The sequence below is a fragment of the Mesotoga sp. UBA6090 genome, assembly GCF_002435945.1.
Taxonomy (GTDB): Bacteria; Thermotogota; Thermotogae; order Petrotogales; family Kosmotogaceae; genus Mesotoga.
This window is the reverse complement of the sequence record NZ_DIXC01000026.1, coordinates 1-16,310: the sequence shown is the minus strand read 5'-3', so window position 1 is coordinate 16,310 and position 16,310 is coordinate 1. Positions and strand designations below refer to the sequence as shown.

The following is a 16,310-nucleotide window of genomic DNA, read 5'->3' as shown; positions in this document are numbered from 1 at the left end:
TGCTACGGGATGACAATGTCAGACGATTATGCGATTCTTTTGTAGGGGCGAACGGCTGTTCGCCCGAAAGAGGTCTTGGTTGGAATCTCTGCCTTTTACGCGAAAAAAAGGACCTTAGGAACTGGTCAGTCCCCATTTTCGCTCTCGTGTTCTCTTGAGCGAAGCGAACTCTCGAATATGTTCTTTCTCGACTCTTCACAGCCTTGCAACTTGCAAAATGGCACTTGGAACTGTTCTTCCAGCGTTCAGCGGCACTTTGAGATGACAGTTCATATAGGGATTCTCTTAGGGGAAAACGTTGTCCAGATTCACCAGAATCTATCAGATGAATGCCTACGAGAAATCAACCCGGCCACTAGAAAATCTTCTATAGACTGAGATACGAGCTCTTGTTGCAGCAAGTATTCTCCCTCAATCGTTTCATGTGATATTTAGGAGAATCTTTATCCGATCCAGAACCTCCAGAAGTACCTCTTCTGAGACCTGACCGATCTTCTTCTCCAATCTATTTCTCGAGACTGACCTTAAGTCCTCGGTCTTAATGTAGCTTGTTACATCGAGTCCTGTTTGCTCTCCGGAGATCTTAACATGAAGCGGGATAGATTTGTTCTTTGAAGTTAAGGGAACGACAATCACGAGCTCAGCAGGTCCATGATTGAACTGGTCTACCGAAATGACCAAACATGGTCTAAATCCAGATTGCTCTCTTCCTCTTGTTGGACTGAGGTTTGCCAACCAGATTTCGCCTCTTGAAGGTAGCTCTCTATTCATGATCACTTTGCCCGTCTAATAGTGAGCCTTCCCATTCTTCTCTCTCGTCTAACTCGTCTTTCCACAGATCGGCTTGCTCTCTTAGTCTTGAGAAGGCTTCATTTGTGTCTTCTAGGAGCAACTCACGTCTATATGATTCCACTGCTTTAGCAAGTATTTCTCCGATTGTTTCACCACTGGCGGAGGCCATTGCCTTAAGCCTCGAATGAGTTTCGAAAGGGACTCTGACTATTTGTGTTTTCAAGATTGATCACCACCTAGTAAATTGATTCGTATACTATAACATAACACGAGTTGTGACAGAAAACACCTTTTCGGTTGATTCAATCGAAGGGAATAGATCTTGAAACGAGTTAGTGATGGAGAGAATAGGGTCTCGGGTGTAGTGAAAGAAACGATCTTCTCTGCAGTTATTCCATGGATCATGCTTTGATGAGCTCCACAGGATCCCATTTTTCTCGTTCTTCTCATTGTTTCTCTTCTTCTTGCAAAGTCCTCGTTTTTCGCTATGAATCGAGATTCTGGCCAGAATTATGCCAGAATGACGGAATTGATAGCGGGTCCAGGGTATTGGGTCTAGGGTCTGGCAAACTGAAGCGGCTCTGAACCATTACCGATTATCAATGCCAATGAACAGTCATCAAGGACTCCATACTGGATTTGCTCTCTGATCCAATCGAAGGACGGGTCACCACTCAACGAGGGACGTTTCTTTTCTTAAGAGCTTGCAACTTGGAACAGTCAACTTGCAACTGCTCTTCGAAGGACGGGTTCATGGTTTTGAACGAAGGACCAAGTACGGCTCTTTGCAGCGGTCAGCGGGTTCTCCGCTTTTAAGCGTACAGCGGCTCATCTCCCGCGAAGCGGAACTGGCTTCAAAATCGCTTCCTGCGAAGCAGCATCACTTCCTCGCACCAGCGAGCCTCACTTGCGGCGATGCTCTTCTCCACATCGCTCCTCGGCAATAACGACAAAATCCCTCCTCTTCAGCAATCTTGTAGAGGAACGCGACGAAGCGGTATTTTCGGGATCTATTCTCTGTATTACACTTGCAACTTGCATCTTGGAACTTGCAAATGATCTATTTCGGATAATGGCGAACCTTCTACGGACAACTATTGTCTATTACCTTTTTCTTGTAACCAGCTTCTTGATTTCGTATATCCAGAGGATCGCACTGCCAAGTGCGAGAGATAAAAGTAGATCCCATATTCCCAGAGCCTGTGTGGAGAATAGTCTCTGCATGAATGGCACATAGATTACTGTGAGCTGAAGCCCTAAACTTCCTAGCACTGCATACATGAGAGAAGGATTATCTTTGAACGGAGCGTTGAAGATCGATTTGCTTCTTGACCTTACCGACAGTGCGAAGAAAAGCTGCGAAAAGACGAGAGTGGAGAAAAGCATGGTTCTCCATGGACTATTTACGTCATTCAGCCAGTAGAACAAACCTACGCCAAGGGAAAAGGCTGCGAGCAATAGCCCGATAAAGATCACATTCCATCCGCCATTTGCAAGGACATGCTGTTTTGTGGGGTTGGGCGGACGCTTCATGATATCCTTCTCTGGCGGTTCTACAGCAAGCGCTAAGGCAGGGACTCCATCTGTCACGAGATTCAACCAGAGTATCTGGAGAGGTGCCAGTGGAAGTGATATACCCAGGAACGGTCCGAGAAGCATTATCCAGATTTCACCGAAATTTGATGCCAGTATGTATCTTATGAACTTCTGTATATTGTCGAAAATAGTTCGTCCTTCTTTAACTGCCGAGACTATAGTAGTGAAGTTATCGTCGGTGAGAACCATGTCGGCAACTTCCTTAGTGACATCAGTTCCCGTAATCCCCATTGCTACTCCTATATCCGCTTGCTTCAGAGCAGGGGCGTCATTCACTCCATCTCCTGTCATGGCAACGACATTTCCCTGTCTTTGAAGTGATTTGACAATCCTCAGTTTGTGTTCGGGAGCAACTCTTGCGTATACGGAAGTCTTCGCGGTAATCCTATCTAGTTCATCATCAGACAAGTTCTCCAGCTCTATACCCATTTTCACCTGCGACTTGTCTTCGACCATTGTAAGACTTTCTGCGATATATCCTGCCGTCAGGGGATGATCACCCGTAATCATTATCGGCCTTATGCCGGCTTCGCGAGAAGTGATGATCGATTCCTTTACTCCTTCTCGTGCGGGGTCCATCATTCCAAACATTCCGGTGAAGATGAGATTCCTCTCTTCGACTTTCTTCTCTTCAACTTCTGACGGATCGACAGCTCTGAAGGCTACTCCAAGAACCCTCATCCCATTGGCCGCAAGGTCGTTGTTTGTCTCTATGATTCTTCTCTTCCATTCATCGTCTATTTCATGGATTTCGTCACCCTCCAGCACCCTGTCACAAACCTCGACAAGCGAATCAACGGCACCCTTCGTAAAGGCTACATATTTTTCAACGCCATTCTCCCGCAAATGTGCAGGAACATCGGCTGGAACTGGTCCCATTGGGTTTTTCGTGATCTCATGGATAGTTGTCATTCTCTTACGCTCTGAATCGAAAGGCAGCTCGAGGATTCGTGGCATTGCCTCCTCCAGGTCGGCCTTTTCGATCCCAACTCTGTAAGCGGCATATACAAGTGCTCCTTCTGTGGGATCACCAATCATGTCTACCTGCTGTTTCTTGTGGACGGGAGGTCTTATCTCCGCATCGTTGCAGAGAGTACCGGCTGTAAGCATTATCTCGAATGACTTGTTATCATCTTCGGGAAGAGCTTCGGGGTCTGGTGCATCTTCCTTTCCGAAGTCCAATGTTCTGCCGGCCATCTCGACAAGACTGACTTTCATTCTGTTCTCAGTAATCGTTCCTGTTTTGTCGGAGCAAATAACGGTGACAGAGCCAAGCGTTTCGACGGCCATGAGTTTGCGAACCAAAGCGTTCTTCTTCAGCATCCTCTGGGCTCCAAGTGCAAGAGCTATTGTCACAACCGTTGGAAGTCCCTCCGGGACGGCTGCGACGGCGAAAGAGACGGCGGTTAAGAACATAAGCTCGAGATCTTCTCCTCTGAGTAATCCCATTACGAATATTACTGCAACTATGCCCAAGGCGATTACAGCAAGAATTTTACCGAGCTGATCGATGTTCTTCTGCAAGGGTGTTTGAGTATCGGGCGTGTCCTGAATCATTGTTGCGATCTTACCTAATTCAGTATCCATGGCCGTAGCGGTGACGATACCTACTCCCCTGCCGTAGGTAACTACAGTGCCTGAATAAGCCATGTTCTTTCGATCACCCAGTGAAGGGTTGTCTTCTGCAATGGGCTCGGAAGTTTTCTCCACTGCTTCGGATTCGCCCGTGAGAGCTGATTCCTGGATCTTCAGGTTAGTTGTCTCTATGAGGCGCATATCTGCAGGAACGATATTCCCGGCATCTAGAATTACAATATCGCCTGGCACGACCTCAGTTGAATTGACTTCGATCACCTGGCTGTCACGTTTGACTTTCACCTTCGGAACAGACATCTTTTTTAGGGCGGCCATTGCCTTTTCGGCCCTGTATTCTTGGGAGAAGCCAAGGATAGTATTAAGGACAACTATCGCGAGAATAACAATCGTGTCCCTTACTTCGCCAATGAAGGCCGTGATGACTGAAGCAGCAATGAGAATAATTATCATCACAGACTTTAGCTGAGAAAGAAGAATCTTCCATGCGCTCTGTTTGTTCTTCTCGGTAAGCTCGTTTAAGCCGTATTGATCAAGTCTTTCTCTTGCTTGTGACTTGGAAAGACCGTCCTTAAAACTGGATCCGAGTTGTTTTACTACTTCTTCCTTTTTTTGCTGGTGTATTCTCGCCATATTTGACCTCCGTTTCTGAGACCAGTTTCAGGCTTCGTCTCAACAATGTTCGAGTCTTTAGGCCCAGATCCCGGATCAAGTCCGGGATGACGTCTTCATTAGCATCGAGAATTCTGAATGGTTCGGAGTCGCTTTTGTTCACCAGCCCTAGACCCCAGACCCGCTGTCAATCTCGTTGTCATGCTGAACTTGTTTCAGCATCTAGGCACCCTTCCCGAAAACGTCACATACCGTCATTCTGAACTTGTTTCAGAATCTCGAGCTCTTGGTTCTTGACCTTAACCAAGAACAAGGAACAGATCCTCGCTCTGGAACGAAGAACGGGGTCTCCTCGGCGAACGGAGAGCTGTTCAACGGACAACGAGTTCTCCTGCTCTTCCTACCACGAACCCGCAACCCCGAACCTCACTCCTTTTCACAAATCCCTCACGAAAAGCCTGTTCGCTCTCTTCATAAGCACAGGCCACGTGACTACAATACCAACTAAAGCGATTGCGGTCAATATGATGGTCATTATTGTCCCGGATATGGTGTCCTTCAGCAAGAATGCGAGATATCCAAGACCGCCCACGTAACCAAAGACGACCGGAATCGAAAGTGCGACGTTAACGTTCTGCTTCATGGCTCTCTGAGGGTTCTCCCATTCAAGGATCGGCTTTATCGAGTCGATTATCATTTGTAGAATGTTCAAGAATGTGAGAGTCAATGCTCCGACAGCAAATACAACAAGCGCTTCTACGAAAGACAGACCAAGGATAAGACTAAGAGCGACTGCGCCGAATGCCGGTCCTATCAAACTCAGCGTCTCGATATGAAGAAATTTGACTTTCACAATTTCATTTACGTCAACGGGAAGAGCCTTAAGTTCCCTGATCAAATCTCCTTCTCTGCTGAACATGGAGGAGGCGAGCCCGTTAATTCCGCCCGCAACGGCTGCGACCAGTGCGCCGACGGGAACAAAGAGTGGCTTGTAATCTTGAAACTGGTCCAGCATCTGACCTAACTGGTCCGTTTGGCCAGCAACGGCCGCTATAACGAGCAGAATTGGAAAGACCAGAACATTCCCAAATCCGTTGAACGCGAATGCCGGGACCTTCAGAAAGTACCACCATTCTCTTCTGTACAGCGCGGAGAACTTCGTTTGTTGTACGCCCATAAGATCGGCTATCTCGCCTTCTTTTAGTCTTGACCGTCTGGCGAAATTCTCTTGAAGGCTTGAATAGACCGAGTAGTAGAACTTGTCGCCGAAGAAGAGAAAGACTCCGAGAGCAACCACGTGAAGACCAATAAATGCAAGAAGCCACAACAATCCCTCAAAGAAGGGTCTGCTCAGGGCCTTCGTAACCAAAATAGTGGGAGGGTATGCCCCGGCCGTTTTGTTCAGTATCGCATCCTCGCTCGAGAAGATCTTTGCGAACTCCTCGGCGCTCATATTCGGATCAACGCGGCTAGTGATGGAGATGAAGATAAGCACTCCCACCAAAATGAGTGCGCTCAAGAGATAAACCATATTATCTCTGTGCCTTCTGAATCTAAACAGCCTCGAGAGAGGAAGGACGATTATCGCGGAAAGCATTATCGGCAACACCTGACTTAGGAGAAAGACAATCACCATGAAGATCCAGTATCCGATTCCTGCCGAGGATCGCACGCCATACAGGATGTATGCTGGAAGAATTATGGCAAGTGAGATCAACATAAGGTCCATCAAGACTACGAGGAACTTCGACATAAGTACTTCTGTCGATTTCATGGGCAAAGGTATCAAAACGCGCATATCGTCGCCGAAGAAGAAGGTGCTTATCATAAGGAAGACCCCAAAGATGAATCCAAAGAGATTTGCAATCAGGAAAGGTCCTGCCAGAAAGAGCGATCTCAGTCCGGAAGCTTCATACTGATCGTACATCGTGTTGAGCAAACCTCCGTAAAGCGGTCCGAGAGTCAAGCCCAGTAGGAGTATGACACCGATTATCAGGGCCGGTTCCCAGAGCCTTTCCCTTCTCTTGAAGTGGTATAGAGATCTTGGAATGTTGTAGTGAGAACTAATCAGCGTCGAGGTAAGAGAAATCACCATTTTCAGTCTCACTACCAGTCACCTCCAGGAATAGTTCTTCCAGGCTTCCCCTGCCTCGAAGTTTTCGCAGCTCTTCCACGGTGCCCACGAACTCTAGTTTTCCATTGTTAATAATTCCAATGCGATCGCAGATTCTCTCGGCGACCTCCATCACGTGAGTAGAGAAAAAGACCGTGTTTCCCGCCTTCACATGATTCCTCATCATCTGTTTGAGGATGAAGACCGATTCCGGATCAAGACCGACTATAGGTTCGTCTAGTATCCACAGATCCGGATTGTGAATTAGAGCCGCGACTAAGGAGAGCTTCTGTCTCATGCCGTGTGAGTACGTCGAAACGGGATCCTTGACTGCGTCTGAAAGCTTGAAATTCTGCAGGAGTCTAGCGGCCCTTTCTGTTCTCGTTTTGGGCGGCAGCTGGAAAACGTCGGAAATCATGTTTAGATATTGAACTCCTGTGATTTTCTCCATAACCAGTGGTTCGTCAGCAACGTAACCAATCTTCATCTTCGCTTCCACAGGCTGAGAAACTACATCGATATTGTCAATAGAGATACTTCCGGATGTCGGCTGAAGCAAACCGACTATCATTTTTATCGTTGTGGTCTTGCCGGCTCCGTTTGGTCCGAGAAAGCCGAATACTTCACCTTTGTTCACCGTCAAGGAAACGCTATCAACTGCTTTGACACTGCCACTATAAATCTTCGTAAGGTTTCTAATCTCTATCACGGTACTAACCTCCTGAACTCAAACGGAATTGCCATTCTCGCTCCTAACAAGTATCTGGAAGAAGTCTTCAAGATCGGGGATCGAAATGGTTGCCTCGTCTGTTTTATAAAATCTTTCCATTGCCTCTGAGTTTTCGACGATTATCGAAAGTCTGTTAAGTTCCTTTGCTGCCGCCAGACAGTCCGTACAATTGTCGAGTTGCTCTTTGTCAAAGGGCATCCTGACAATTCTGTATTTTTCTTTGACTCCGTCGAGATCACCGGAATACTTAACCTTCCCATTTATCATAATGAAGAATTCGTCTGCGATTTTTTCGACTTCAGGGATTATATGGGACGTGTACAGTACAGTCTTTCCGAGAATGACCTTCTCTCTTATGAACTCCAGGGTGTCGTCTCGCATGATTGGGTCGAGTCCCCAGGTCGGCTCATCCAGTATATATAGATCTGCGTCGGTTGAAAGAGCTAATGAGATGTATATCGCTGTCTTCATGCCGTTTGAGAAGGTTCTAATCTTCTTTGTACAGGGAAGTTTGTAGTGTGCGATATACTTGCGCGCTTGGGTTTCATCGAATCTGCTCGAAATTCTGCGATTCAATTTGAGAGTCTTCTCTATGTCCAGAGTTTCACAAAGATTCTTCTCCTCAGGAACGAACGAGATCATTTCTCTGACCTCATCAATGGGTTTTCCAAGAACAAGTATCGATCCAGAGTAATTGATCAATCCCAGTATGGATTTCAGAACTGTCGTTTTGCCGGCTCCATTTGGGCCAAGCAGCGCGTAGATTCGTTGTTTATCCAGCTTGACATCGATCCCGCGAACGGCCTCAACATTGCCCTTATAAGTCTTCTCAAGGTTCTGTATATCCAGCGTCAATTCATTTCTTTCCATATCTTCTCAATCACCTCCAGGAGCCTTTCCAGAGAAATTCCCGACTTCTTCAAACGCAGGATGGGCTCCCTAAGCTCAGTAAATAGACTTTCAAAGACGGAGTCTCTTACCTGATCTTTGTCACTGACTACTATATACCCCAATCCCTGTCTTGCCATAATCAGGCCTTCCATCTCGAGTTCTCTGTAGGCTCTGGCAACAGTGTTAGGATTAACCCTGATTTGAGAGGCCATTTCACGGATTGAGGGAAGAGGATCTCCTTCCTTAAGTCTCTCCTTGAGGATCTCCTCCTTCACCCCCCTCTTGATTTGATCGTAGATCGGTAATGGGGATCTTATATCAATGTCAAACCACACATTATCACCTTCCGTACGGCTTTCCAGAGTCGCGTTGCGTGCAATAGCACAAACACTACTAGGTCAATTCGGCTTTGCGTACTCTACTAAATGTCGGCTTTTCTCTACAACTGAATTTAATCTATGGTCCTCCTTTGAAGGAGAATACCTCTTACGGTTGAGAGTGTGAAGATTTCAAGAGAACACACCCCGTCGACGATGGAACCGCCGCAAAGATCCGCTGAACGCTTGAGAGCAAGGACCCGCTGGTCGCTTTGAAAAGCCGAGAAAGAACATATTCGAGAGGTTCGCTGCGCTCACGAGAAGGCGAGAGTTCTTCTTCATGATTCTCATCCCGTGGAGCCTGCCCCAAAATGCTCCTGCTTGGGGGATTCAAGGGATCTAGCACCCAAGATCCGTTATCTGTAAACGGTCCAGCGTTCTCCGATAAGACCGGTTAGGCGCACTCCATCGATAATAGAGATGTCGTATCCTCTCGAGAGATCATCATTACCATATCACCTTTGGAGCTCAATCATCCTGTTTCTTAGTTCCAGAGTTGTCATCATTATCAAATAGACGCGGTTTCATGCGCTTCTGCGCTCTCGATCTTAAATCCCCGCTTGAGAGGCTCAAACTGGATCTCATCTCATCTGTCTCGTGCTCTCTCATCATCTCGTGGTTCTTAACTAAGAACATGGACACGAAGTGTCGGAACGATGAACCGCTCTTCTGCTCTTGATCTAAATCCCTGCTTGAGCGGGAGGGCCGCTTGCAGTGGGGAGTGTGCTCTTTGAAGAGCATCTTACATCGATCCACCTGTCCGAAATTGAACGGGTATCATTTGCTTACGAGTCATCAGTTGTTGATCTACCATGCCAGGTCTATCTCATGTGGGGGAGACTCGTCTTACCCTCAAAGACTAACACCCTCCGCCACTTCGTGGCCCTCCTCCCTCAAGGGAGGATTTGAGATCAGGATCATCACGAGCCAAACACAGCATATACTGTCAAGGGAGAAGAAGTATCACATGATTTCTCATTAACTCCTGACTTATGGTTGAGATGATGGGCTCTTGGCACAACCGAATTCTTTGCTTCCTTTCTTCTGTCATCCTGCAGTGATACTATACATGATCTGCTTTCTCTAGTTGCTCTTGGTAGTATCGATTATCATCTTTCTCGAAGCGAAGCTTCGTCTCAATTTCAAAGCGTCTTCTCGCTCTCTCGATCTCGCATTCGTTCCTTCAGAGACACCCTCCGCCACTTCGTGGCCCTCCTCTCTCAAGGGAGGATTTAAGATCAGAATCATCAAGAGCTAGATACAGCAATCGAGCAAGAATTAGTATATTGGTGGTATTTAGCTCCTGATTATGGTTGTGAGGAGCTCTCGAGCCGGGACCATGATTAACGAGAAAGTTCATCGTCGAGAGCTTCACCGAAAAGATCCGCTGAACGCTGTAATGAACCGCTGGCCGCTGAACGCTGTGAGAAACGGAAACCCTCTCCTAGACTTTCGTTGAAAGTCGCGCTCCGGTCCTTCGATTAGATTGAAGAAGGTTCTTGAGCTTCCTTTTTCTCAGATCTCTGTCTCGATGAATGGCGAAGAGCTAGCCTTTCTCCGTGAAGCAGGCGTTGCGTCACAGGATGCTTTTCCTGGCCTTGCGCCAACCGCCCTCTCTTGGCAGTTCTTCACCCCGCCGAAAGCGGCTGAATTTAAACTTCTTTCTTTTCAAAGACCTTGTAATCAATTACTGTTAGCACTACCGTCGCTGCAAGCAATGAGACCAGATAGATCCAGTCAATAGTTCCTTTCTGCGCCACACTCGATCCCAGTATAAAAGGATATGGATTCAGCCAGGAGAGTGCATCAATCATTCCAAGTATGGGCAATCCTAGAACTATTACTATTCCGGCGACGACCGGTTTGACCTGATCTCTACTCATTATAGAAATCATCGTAAAGAGAGAGTAGAAGAATGTGACTCCGACCAGCTGCTGGAGCAGCACTTTCAGTGTATCGGCAAACGCCATGCTGTAACCGGCGAGATTCATTGCTACTGGACCAAGCAAGGACAAGACTGCGGTTATTATCAGTACGGCTCCGAGTCCCGCAAGATACTTCGTCCTGAAGACTTCGTTCCTGTTCTTTCTTGAAAGCAAGAAGTATATCGTCTTCTTATCGAATTCCTTTGCAAATATGGGGAAGGTGATCAGCAGAACGACGAAGGGAAGGAACTGCCCGTAATTCTTTCCGTGCCACTGACTCAACAGATAGTAGTTGTCGTCGTTGAGTCTCGTGAGACCTGAAACGTCTCCCATAAGATTCTTAAGAAAATCAGGCATCTCTTCGAGTTGAGCGGTCATCTCTTCCATCATCTGCGCTGCATAAGGTCTAAGAGCTATAGTTGATACCAATGAGACTAGCAAAACGACGAACATGATTATTACTCTCAATTTCATTTCACGGATTTCCTTATAGAACATGCTTATTCCCCCTTACCAGAGTTCCAAAGAAGGATTCAAGATCTACCACTTCTTCCTTTGATCCGTCTATCTTTCTCAATTCTCTGATTTTCTCCGAGTCGTCAGTCAAGACCTTTGTCGCCTTGCCTTCTCTTACGACGGCCGAAAAAGCTTTGCTGTCAATAGCTGTTTCAGGGGGAAGATTGAAGAGAGAGAATCTTGAACCCAATCCCTTCAGTTCTCCGGTATACAGTATTTCTCCTTTGTACATGATAGAGAAAACATCGGCGATCTTCTCTACCTCGGGAATGATGTGAGAGGTGTAAAGTACTGTCTTTCCATTCAGGGATAGGTTCTTTATCATCTCAAGAACTTCGTCTCTCCGGAGTGGATCAAGACCCCACGTGGGTTCGTCAAAGATGAAGATGTCAGCGTCCTGAGACATTGCTATTGCAAGATAAGTGGATGTCTTCATTCCGTGGGAAAAGGCAGATATCTTTTTATTCATTGGAAGATCAAACTCTTTCATGAGCTTTGCGGCCTTATCTGCAGAGAAGTTGCTCATCAGCAGAGAGCACATCTTGATTGCCTTCTCCGGAGTCAGGCTGTCATAGAAGCTTTTGTCTTCGGGAACGAATGAGATTCTCTCCCGGGTGACATCGATTTTCTCTCCAAGGATCGTTATCTCTCCTGAATAATGAACAAGACCAAGTATTGATTTTAGAGTTGTAGTCTTTCCGGCGCCGTTTGGTCCCAGAAGAGCGTTGACCTTTCCGGGTACAAGGAAAAGGTCTATCCCTTTTACAGCCTCGAAATCTCCGTAGTTCTTTCTAAGGTTTTTTACTTCGATCGCTTCGTCTAACATTGAAACCACTCCTCATTGACTATCTTAACTGTACTATATCAACTAATACAGTTAGTTGTCAAGGTGAGTGTCCAAAAGATCGAGATCCCTACAGAGGCTTTACTGGATGGTGGAGAAGATCAGTCTGTGTGTATAGACGAACGACCATTTGTCTGCATAAATTTGTCGGGAGTTCTAAAGAACTGCCTCTCCGCTATGCCGAAACTCAACTGATGAATGACGATAGGGAAATTTTGATTAGCAGATTAGTCTGGAATATTTGGTGCGGGTTTTGAATGCTCAAAAAGGTATTCTGGGCAGATGTCCAGCCCATTACACCATTCTATTGTATCGAAAGCTATTCTGGCCGAGCAGAAGATCTTTGGATCTCTCAGTTCCGCGAATCTGCCCTTGTCAAGGATTCCTTCAAGATCTATTGCTCTTTCTTCCCCATTGTTAAATTCGAGAATGAATTCATATGGCTTGCAATGCTTTATGGACTTCACTTCAATGTTCATGTCAGTACCTCCGTCATCTAAGAGAATCTACTTTGAATGGAAGTTCACCATTTGTTACAAGCTTCCAGTTGGCCATAAGCTCTTCAGAATGAAGACAGCTAACGCAAGCAATTCACGCTATGCGTAGCCCGTAGCACTTCGTCAACAAGCAGGGGTTTCTAACTTCCACCGATAACATCAGTGAGATTGATCGAAACAAAGATCCTTTCTACAGGTTCAATGAGTCATCTTTCATGAAGATCCACTTAACTTCTTCTCTCAATCTTTTAATGAAGTAAGACAGTTCTTTGTTTAGTTCATTCCACTCGTCTAGAGTGTAGATCAGAAGATCGACCGGAACCGGTAACATCGCCAAATCCCATTCTATTCCTCGCTTCCCGAAAGGGACTTTGGAGTCTTCCATTATGATAATCACATCAAGATCGCTTCCCACTCCATTATCGCCCCGAGCGTAGGAACCAAAGTAACCGATGCTGAGAATGTTGGAATCCCGCTTCAATGCTTCCGACCACTTAGCAAGTGATTCAACTACAGCCTCTTTGCTTGGCCATTTCATTACTGACGAATTCAACAATCTCACCGGCATATGCAATAGCCTCCTCACTTTGCTTCCTTCCGAAATACTCAAAAGGAGAGCCTTCAGTTACTCTAAGTTGTCAAGTATAGAATTAGGAAAATTATGAGAGTGAAAGGTCAAATGGAACGTTGTTTTTCAAAAGTTGGTAGACCATTTCAGCTGCAGCTCTTGCAGTTGCTGTTAGGGCCACCTTCTTTTTCACCCCCCTCTCTTTCATCTTCTCGTATTTGTTCCTGTACTTTTCAGTGTTTGTGATCAGGTTTTTAGCTAACTGGTAGAAGGTTTTTCGTAGATGTTTGTTACCCTTCTTAGAAATTGAAAGGCCACGAGTCATGTTACCACTCTGCTTAATAACAGGATCAAGGCCTATGTACGATACAAAGGCTTTCCCAGAAGAGAATCTGTCTATGTCGCCTACTTCAGATACGATTTCGGCTTCTGTGACTTCAGCAATACCTGGTATGGTTCTTAGGGGATTGTCAGGGAACTTCCGGAGAAACCTCTTTATTTCCTCATTCAGGGCTTCCACGTGGTCTTTGAGAAGCTTAATTTCAGCTATGAATGTGCTGGTAATCGTTGAGTAGGTTCCAAAGGTATCTGGCTTGCCTATTGAGTCTTTGAGTGAATCGATAACCTCTCTCGCTTTCTTTTCACTCCAGTTTCTGTGAGAGCTGAGCAATTTGACTGCATCTTCCTCGTTGGCAAGTATCTCTTCTCTGGATGGATATACACTCAACAGATGCAACAGCACAGGTGAACTAACGGATCTGAAGGTCTTAAGAAGCTCAGGCATATGAATCTTCAATTTGCTCTTCAGTTTTCTTTGAAGATCAGAACAGTTTGCTACTACAGTGCTTCTCATCCTAACTAAATCCCTGAATGCTGACATCTCTTCCTCTGGTACTTGAGAAACGCTCAGCAGATCGAATATCCTGTACATTGCAACTGCTATGCTTTTTGCATCTTTCTTGTCTGTCTTTGACCTGCTCATAGCCTTCATGAATTTGCTAAGGGTATACGGATCGAGAAGCTGTACGTCTATCCCTTTGCTCCTAAGAAATCCGTACAAGTTGCTGTGATACGAACCCGTAGCTTCCATTCCGACTTGTTTCTCGTCCTTGTAAGTATTTAGCTTCTTTAGAAATTCCCTAAAACCTTCCCTGTCCTGTTTGTACTTCATGCTTTTCATTTTCTTCTTCTCTGGTAAATAGAAACAAACGTCAAAACTTTCACTGGATATGTCGACTCCTACATATAACATGAGGGTTCCTCCTTTCACAACCTCGTACAAGGTGCGGTCTTTTCGACCATTACTCTCAATCGTGTTAAGAAGGGTGCCCAATCTGACATACAGGCTCTAAGCCTAAGGATGACCACTGGCTACTCCCTCTACCCTCATTCTATACCCTCTCTCTTTTGACAATACACGAGGATGACCATTTGGATATCTCGCAGGTATGTATGAATTGTCAAGAATTTTCGCCTTATCCAATAACTCTTCGGGCAAGTCAATTCCCTCAGGGAGGTCTTGAATAAGTCTGCTTACCATGTGTCCCCACGCTTCCTGTCCCAAAGAAAGATGGAGAGCCTTTACTGCCTTTTCAGCTGCTTGCTGTGCCGCAAAGCATGCCCATTCGTGTTTGCCATTAACAACAGACTCTCGCGCATGTTCAAGGTCCCTTTTTGCTTGACGTAACCAATCCAGTGATCTGTCAGGCATGGATATTCCTCCCAATCTTGATTATAGCATTATTAGAGAGAGGCTAGTAACCTTTGGCGGCCAGTCACACTGCATGCGGTTAGTCTCACCTCTGATAAGGCCAGTTTCGCTATGCGGGCAGAATAGCCGCTTAACGCTTGGAAGAAAACGCTGTACGCTGAAAGTCCGGGTTGATCGTTAAGGGTTCGCCGTCCTCCGACAAGAAAACGTGAATATCGGGTTATAAGATGCGGGTTAGCAAGAACGGGTTATCAAAACCGGGTTATGAAAACCGAATAGGATTGATTTGCGCAAAGGCACATTTGCTTCGGGAAGACGCAGTGAGGGACTTACGATAGACTGCTACCAGATGACAATTCCAGACGATTATGCGAATCTATTGTAGGGGCGAACGGCCGTTCGCCCGTGAGAGGAAAAGATCTCGGAGGGTTGCGTTTTGGAACACAATGAGAGACTTATAGAAAGGCGGTCAATTAGACTGAAGGAGTATGATTATTCTCGAACCGGAGCATATTTCTTGACAATATGTACGTATCGTAGGCAGTGTTTGTTGGGAACTATGGTTGATGGCAGAGTAATCTTGAGTAGCATTGGCAAAATCGTTGTTGAAGAGTGGCTAAGATCTGCAGAAGTCAGAAAGGAAATCGAACTAGATGCGTTTGTGATAATGCCAAATCACCTGCACGCAATTGTAGCGATACATAGAGGCGAAAGGCAGATTGTCAGTGAATGTTTGGAAGCAGAAAGAAGGGCTATGAAAGCAAAGACGATTGGTTCTTTCGTATCGCGTTTCAAAGCAGCTGCAACGGTTCGAGCGAACGAACTGCACGGCACGCCCGGGAAATCTATTTGGCAACGAAATTACTATGAACATGTCATCCGCAGTGAGAAAGAACAGAATCGAATTCGTGAGTACATTGTGAATAACCCCTTGAGATGGCAGATAGATAGAGAGAATCCCGACAGAAAGACAAATCAGGTTCGTTCAACTATTGAAGAGGACGATCTCTATCCTTGGGAAGATTGATCGTTCACAGTAGCGGGCGTGCCGCCGCACGCCCCTACATCCGTTTGGATCGAATCTATTCGCACATGCAACTCACAATTTGGAACTTGTAACCGTTCTTTTCTGAGAACGGAGAACCTTTCAACGGTCAACCAGTTTCTCTTGTTCTTACGAACCCCCTACCTGCTACCACGTACCACGGTTTCTCAAAAACCCAGATCCCGAAACAAGTTCGGGATGACAGTCCTTCCCGTCATTCTTGCATAATTCTGGCTAGAATTTGGTTCGTTCAACTATTGAAGAGGATGATCTCTATCCTTGGGAAGATTGATTCTTAATAGCGGGCGTGCCGCCGCACGCCCCTACATCCGTTTGGAACGAATTTTTCGCAATGCAACTCACAATTTGGAACTTGTAACCGTTCTTTTCTGAGAACGGAGAACCTTTCAACGGTCAACCAGTTTCTCTTGTTCTTACGAACCCCCTACCTGCTACCACGTACCACGGTTTCTCAAAACAAAAAGGAGAGTCAAAAAGAC

Annotated in this window: 14 protein-coding genes; 1 reads left to right on the top strand and 13 read right to left on the bottom strand. The window is 46.0% G+C overall.

What is annotated here, in order from left to right:
• Positions 1-420: 420 nt before the first annotated feature.
• The 13 genes from B3K42_RS04320 to B3K42_RS04260 form a co-directional block, all read right to left on the bottom strand.
• Entirely contained in the window at positions 421-771 is a 351-nt protein-coding gene (locus tag B3K42_RS04320; RefSeq protein ID WP_110989718.1) for a type II toxin-antitoxin system PemK/MazF family toxin, read from the bottom strand.
• Positions 764-1,015 (bottom strand): hypothetical protein, encoded by a 252-nt coding sequence (locus B3K42_RS04315; RefSeq protein WP_110989717.1) that lies wholly within the window; start codon positions 1,013-1,015, stop codon positions 764-766. Before B3K42_RS04315 ends, B3K42_RS04320 begins: the two co-directional genes overlap by 8 nt.
• Positions 1,016-1,896: 881 nt before the next feature.
• Complete coding sequence (locus B3K42_RS04310; protein ID WP_110989716.1) at positions 1,897-4,614, bottom strand: cation-translocating P-type ATPase; 2,718 nt, start codon at positions 4,612-4,614, stop codon at positions 1,897-1,899.
• Positions 4,615-5,029: 415 nt separating this feature from the next.
• Complete coding sequence (locus B3K42_RS04305) at positions 5,030-6,700, bottom strand: putative ABC transporter permease subunit (RefSeq protein ID WP_110989715.1); 1,671 nt, start codon at positions 6,698-6,700, stop codon at positions 5,030-5,032.
• A complete protein-coding gene (locus B3K42_RS04300) occupies positions 6,657-7,415 on the bottom strand; it encodes an ABC transporter ATP-binding protein (protein WP_110989714.1) in 759 nt (252 codons plus the stop codon). The genes B3K42_RS04305 and B3K42_RS04300 overlap by 44 nt, the downstream gene beginning before the upstream one ends.
• Positions 7,416-7,433: 18 nt before the next feature.
• Positions 7,434-8,306, bottom strand: coding sequence for an ABC transporter ATP-binding protein (locus tag B3K42_RS04295; RefSeq protein WP_110989713.1), 873 nt, complete (start codon positions 8,304-8,306; stop codon positions 7,434-7,436).
• Positions 8,288-8,662 carry a GntR family transcriptional regulator gene (locus tag B3K42_RS04290; RefSeq protein ID WP_110989712.1) on the bottom strand — a complete coding sequence of 125 codons (375 nt, stop codon included), beginning with the start codon at positions 8,660-8,662 and terminating at the stop codon, positions 8,288-8,290. Before B3K42_RS04290 ends, B3K42_RS04295 begins: the two co-directional genes overlap by 19 nt.
• A 1,694-nt stretch (positions 8,663-10,356) precedes the next feature.
• On the bottom strand, positions 10,357-11,127 hold the full coding sequence (locus B3K42_RS04285; protein WP_110989710.1) for an ABC transporter permease subunit: 771 nt from the start codon (positions 11,125-11,127) through the stop codon (positions 10,357-10,359).
• Entirely contained in the window at positions 11,117-11,971 is an 855-nt protein-coding gene (locus tag B3K42_RS04280; protein ID WP_110989709.1) for an ABC transporter ATP-binding protein, read from the bottom strand. The genes B3K42_RS04285 and B3K42_RS04280 overlap by 11 nt, the downstream gene beginning before the upstream one ends.
• Before the next feature lie 245 nt (positions 11,972-12,216).
• Positions 12,217-12,468 carry a DUF2442 domain-containing protein gene (locus tag B3K42_RS04275; protein ID WP_110989708.1) on the bottom strand — a complete coding sequence of 84 codons (252 nt, stop codon included), beginning with the start codon at positions 12,466-12,468 and terminating at the stop codon, positions 12,217-12,219.
• 208 nt (positions 12,469-12,676) lie between these two features.
• Entirely contained in the window at positions 12,677-13,054 is a 378-nt protein-coding gene (locus B3K42_RS04270) for a nucleotidyltransferase family protein (protein ID WP_110989707.1), read from the bottom strand.
• Positions 13,055-13,145: 91 nt separating this feature from the next.
• A complete protein-coding gene (locus B3K42_RS04265) occupies positions 13,146-14,306 on the bottom strand; it encodes an IS110 family transposase (protein ID WP_110989706.1) in 1,161 nt (386 codons plus the stop codon).
• A gap of 102 nt (positions 14,307-14,408) precedes the next feature.
• Positions 14,409-14,765 carry a HEPN domain-containing protein gene (locus B3K42_RS04260; RefSeq protein ID WP_258367086.1) on the bottom strand — a complete coding sequence of 119 codons (357 nt, stop codon included), beginning with the start codon at positions 14,763-14,765 and terminating at the stop codon, positions 14,409-14,411.
• 436 nt (positions 14,766-15,201) lie between these two features.
• Between B3K42_RS04260 and B3K42_RS04255 the strand changes: the two genes are divergently transcribed.
• Positions 15,202-15,792: a transposase gene (locus B3K42_RS04255; protein WP_292597050.1), complete on the top strand. Its 591-nt coding sequence runs from the start codon at positions 15,202-15,204 to the stop codon at positions 15,790-15,792.
• The last annotated feature ends 518 nt before the right edge of the window (positions 15,793-16,310 follow it).

Bases quoted from the DNA above. Each gene is read 5' to 3' on its own strand.
- B3K42_RS04320 (WP_110989718.1), bottom strand. From the start codon at position 771: ATGAATAGAGAGCTACCTTCAAGAGGCGAAATCTGGTTGGCAAACCTC.
- B3K42_RS04310 (WP_110989716.1), bottom strand. From the start codon at position 4,614: ATGGCGAGAATACACCAGCAAAAAAAGGAAGAAGTAGTAAAACAACTC.
- B3K42_RS04295 (WP_110989713.1), bottom strand. From the start codon at position 8,306: ATGGAAAGAAATGAATTGACGCTGGATATACAGAACCTTGAGAAGACT.
- B3K42_RS04285 (WP_110989710.1), bottom strand. From the start codon at position 11,127: ATGTTCTATAAGGAAATCCGTGAAATGAAATTGAGAGTAATAATCATG.
- B3K42_RS04280 (WP_110989709.1), bottom strand. From the start codon at position 11,971: ATGTTAGACGAAGCGATCGAAGTAAAAAACCTTAGAAAGAACTACGGA.
- B3K42_RS04275 (WP_110989708.1), bottom strand. From the start codon at position 12,468: ATGAACATTGAAGTGAAGTCCATAAAGCATTGCAAGCCATATGAATTC.
- B3K42_RS04270 (WP_110989707.1), bottom strand. From the start codon at position 13,054: ATGCCGGTGAGATTGTTGAATTCGTCAGTAATGAAATGGCCAAGCAAA.
- B3K42_RS04265 (WP_110989706.1), bottom strand. From the start codon at position 14,306: ATGTTATATGTAGGAGTCGACATATCCAGTGAAAGTTTTGACGTTTGT.
- B3K42_RS04260 (WP_258367086.1), bottom strand. From the start codon at position 14,765: ATGCCTGACAGATCACTGGATTGGTTACGTCAAGCAAAAAGGGACCTT.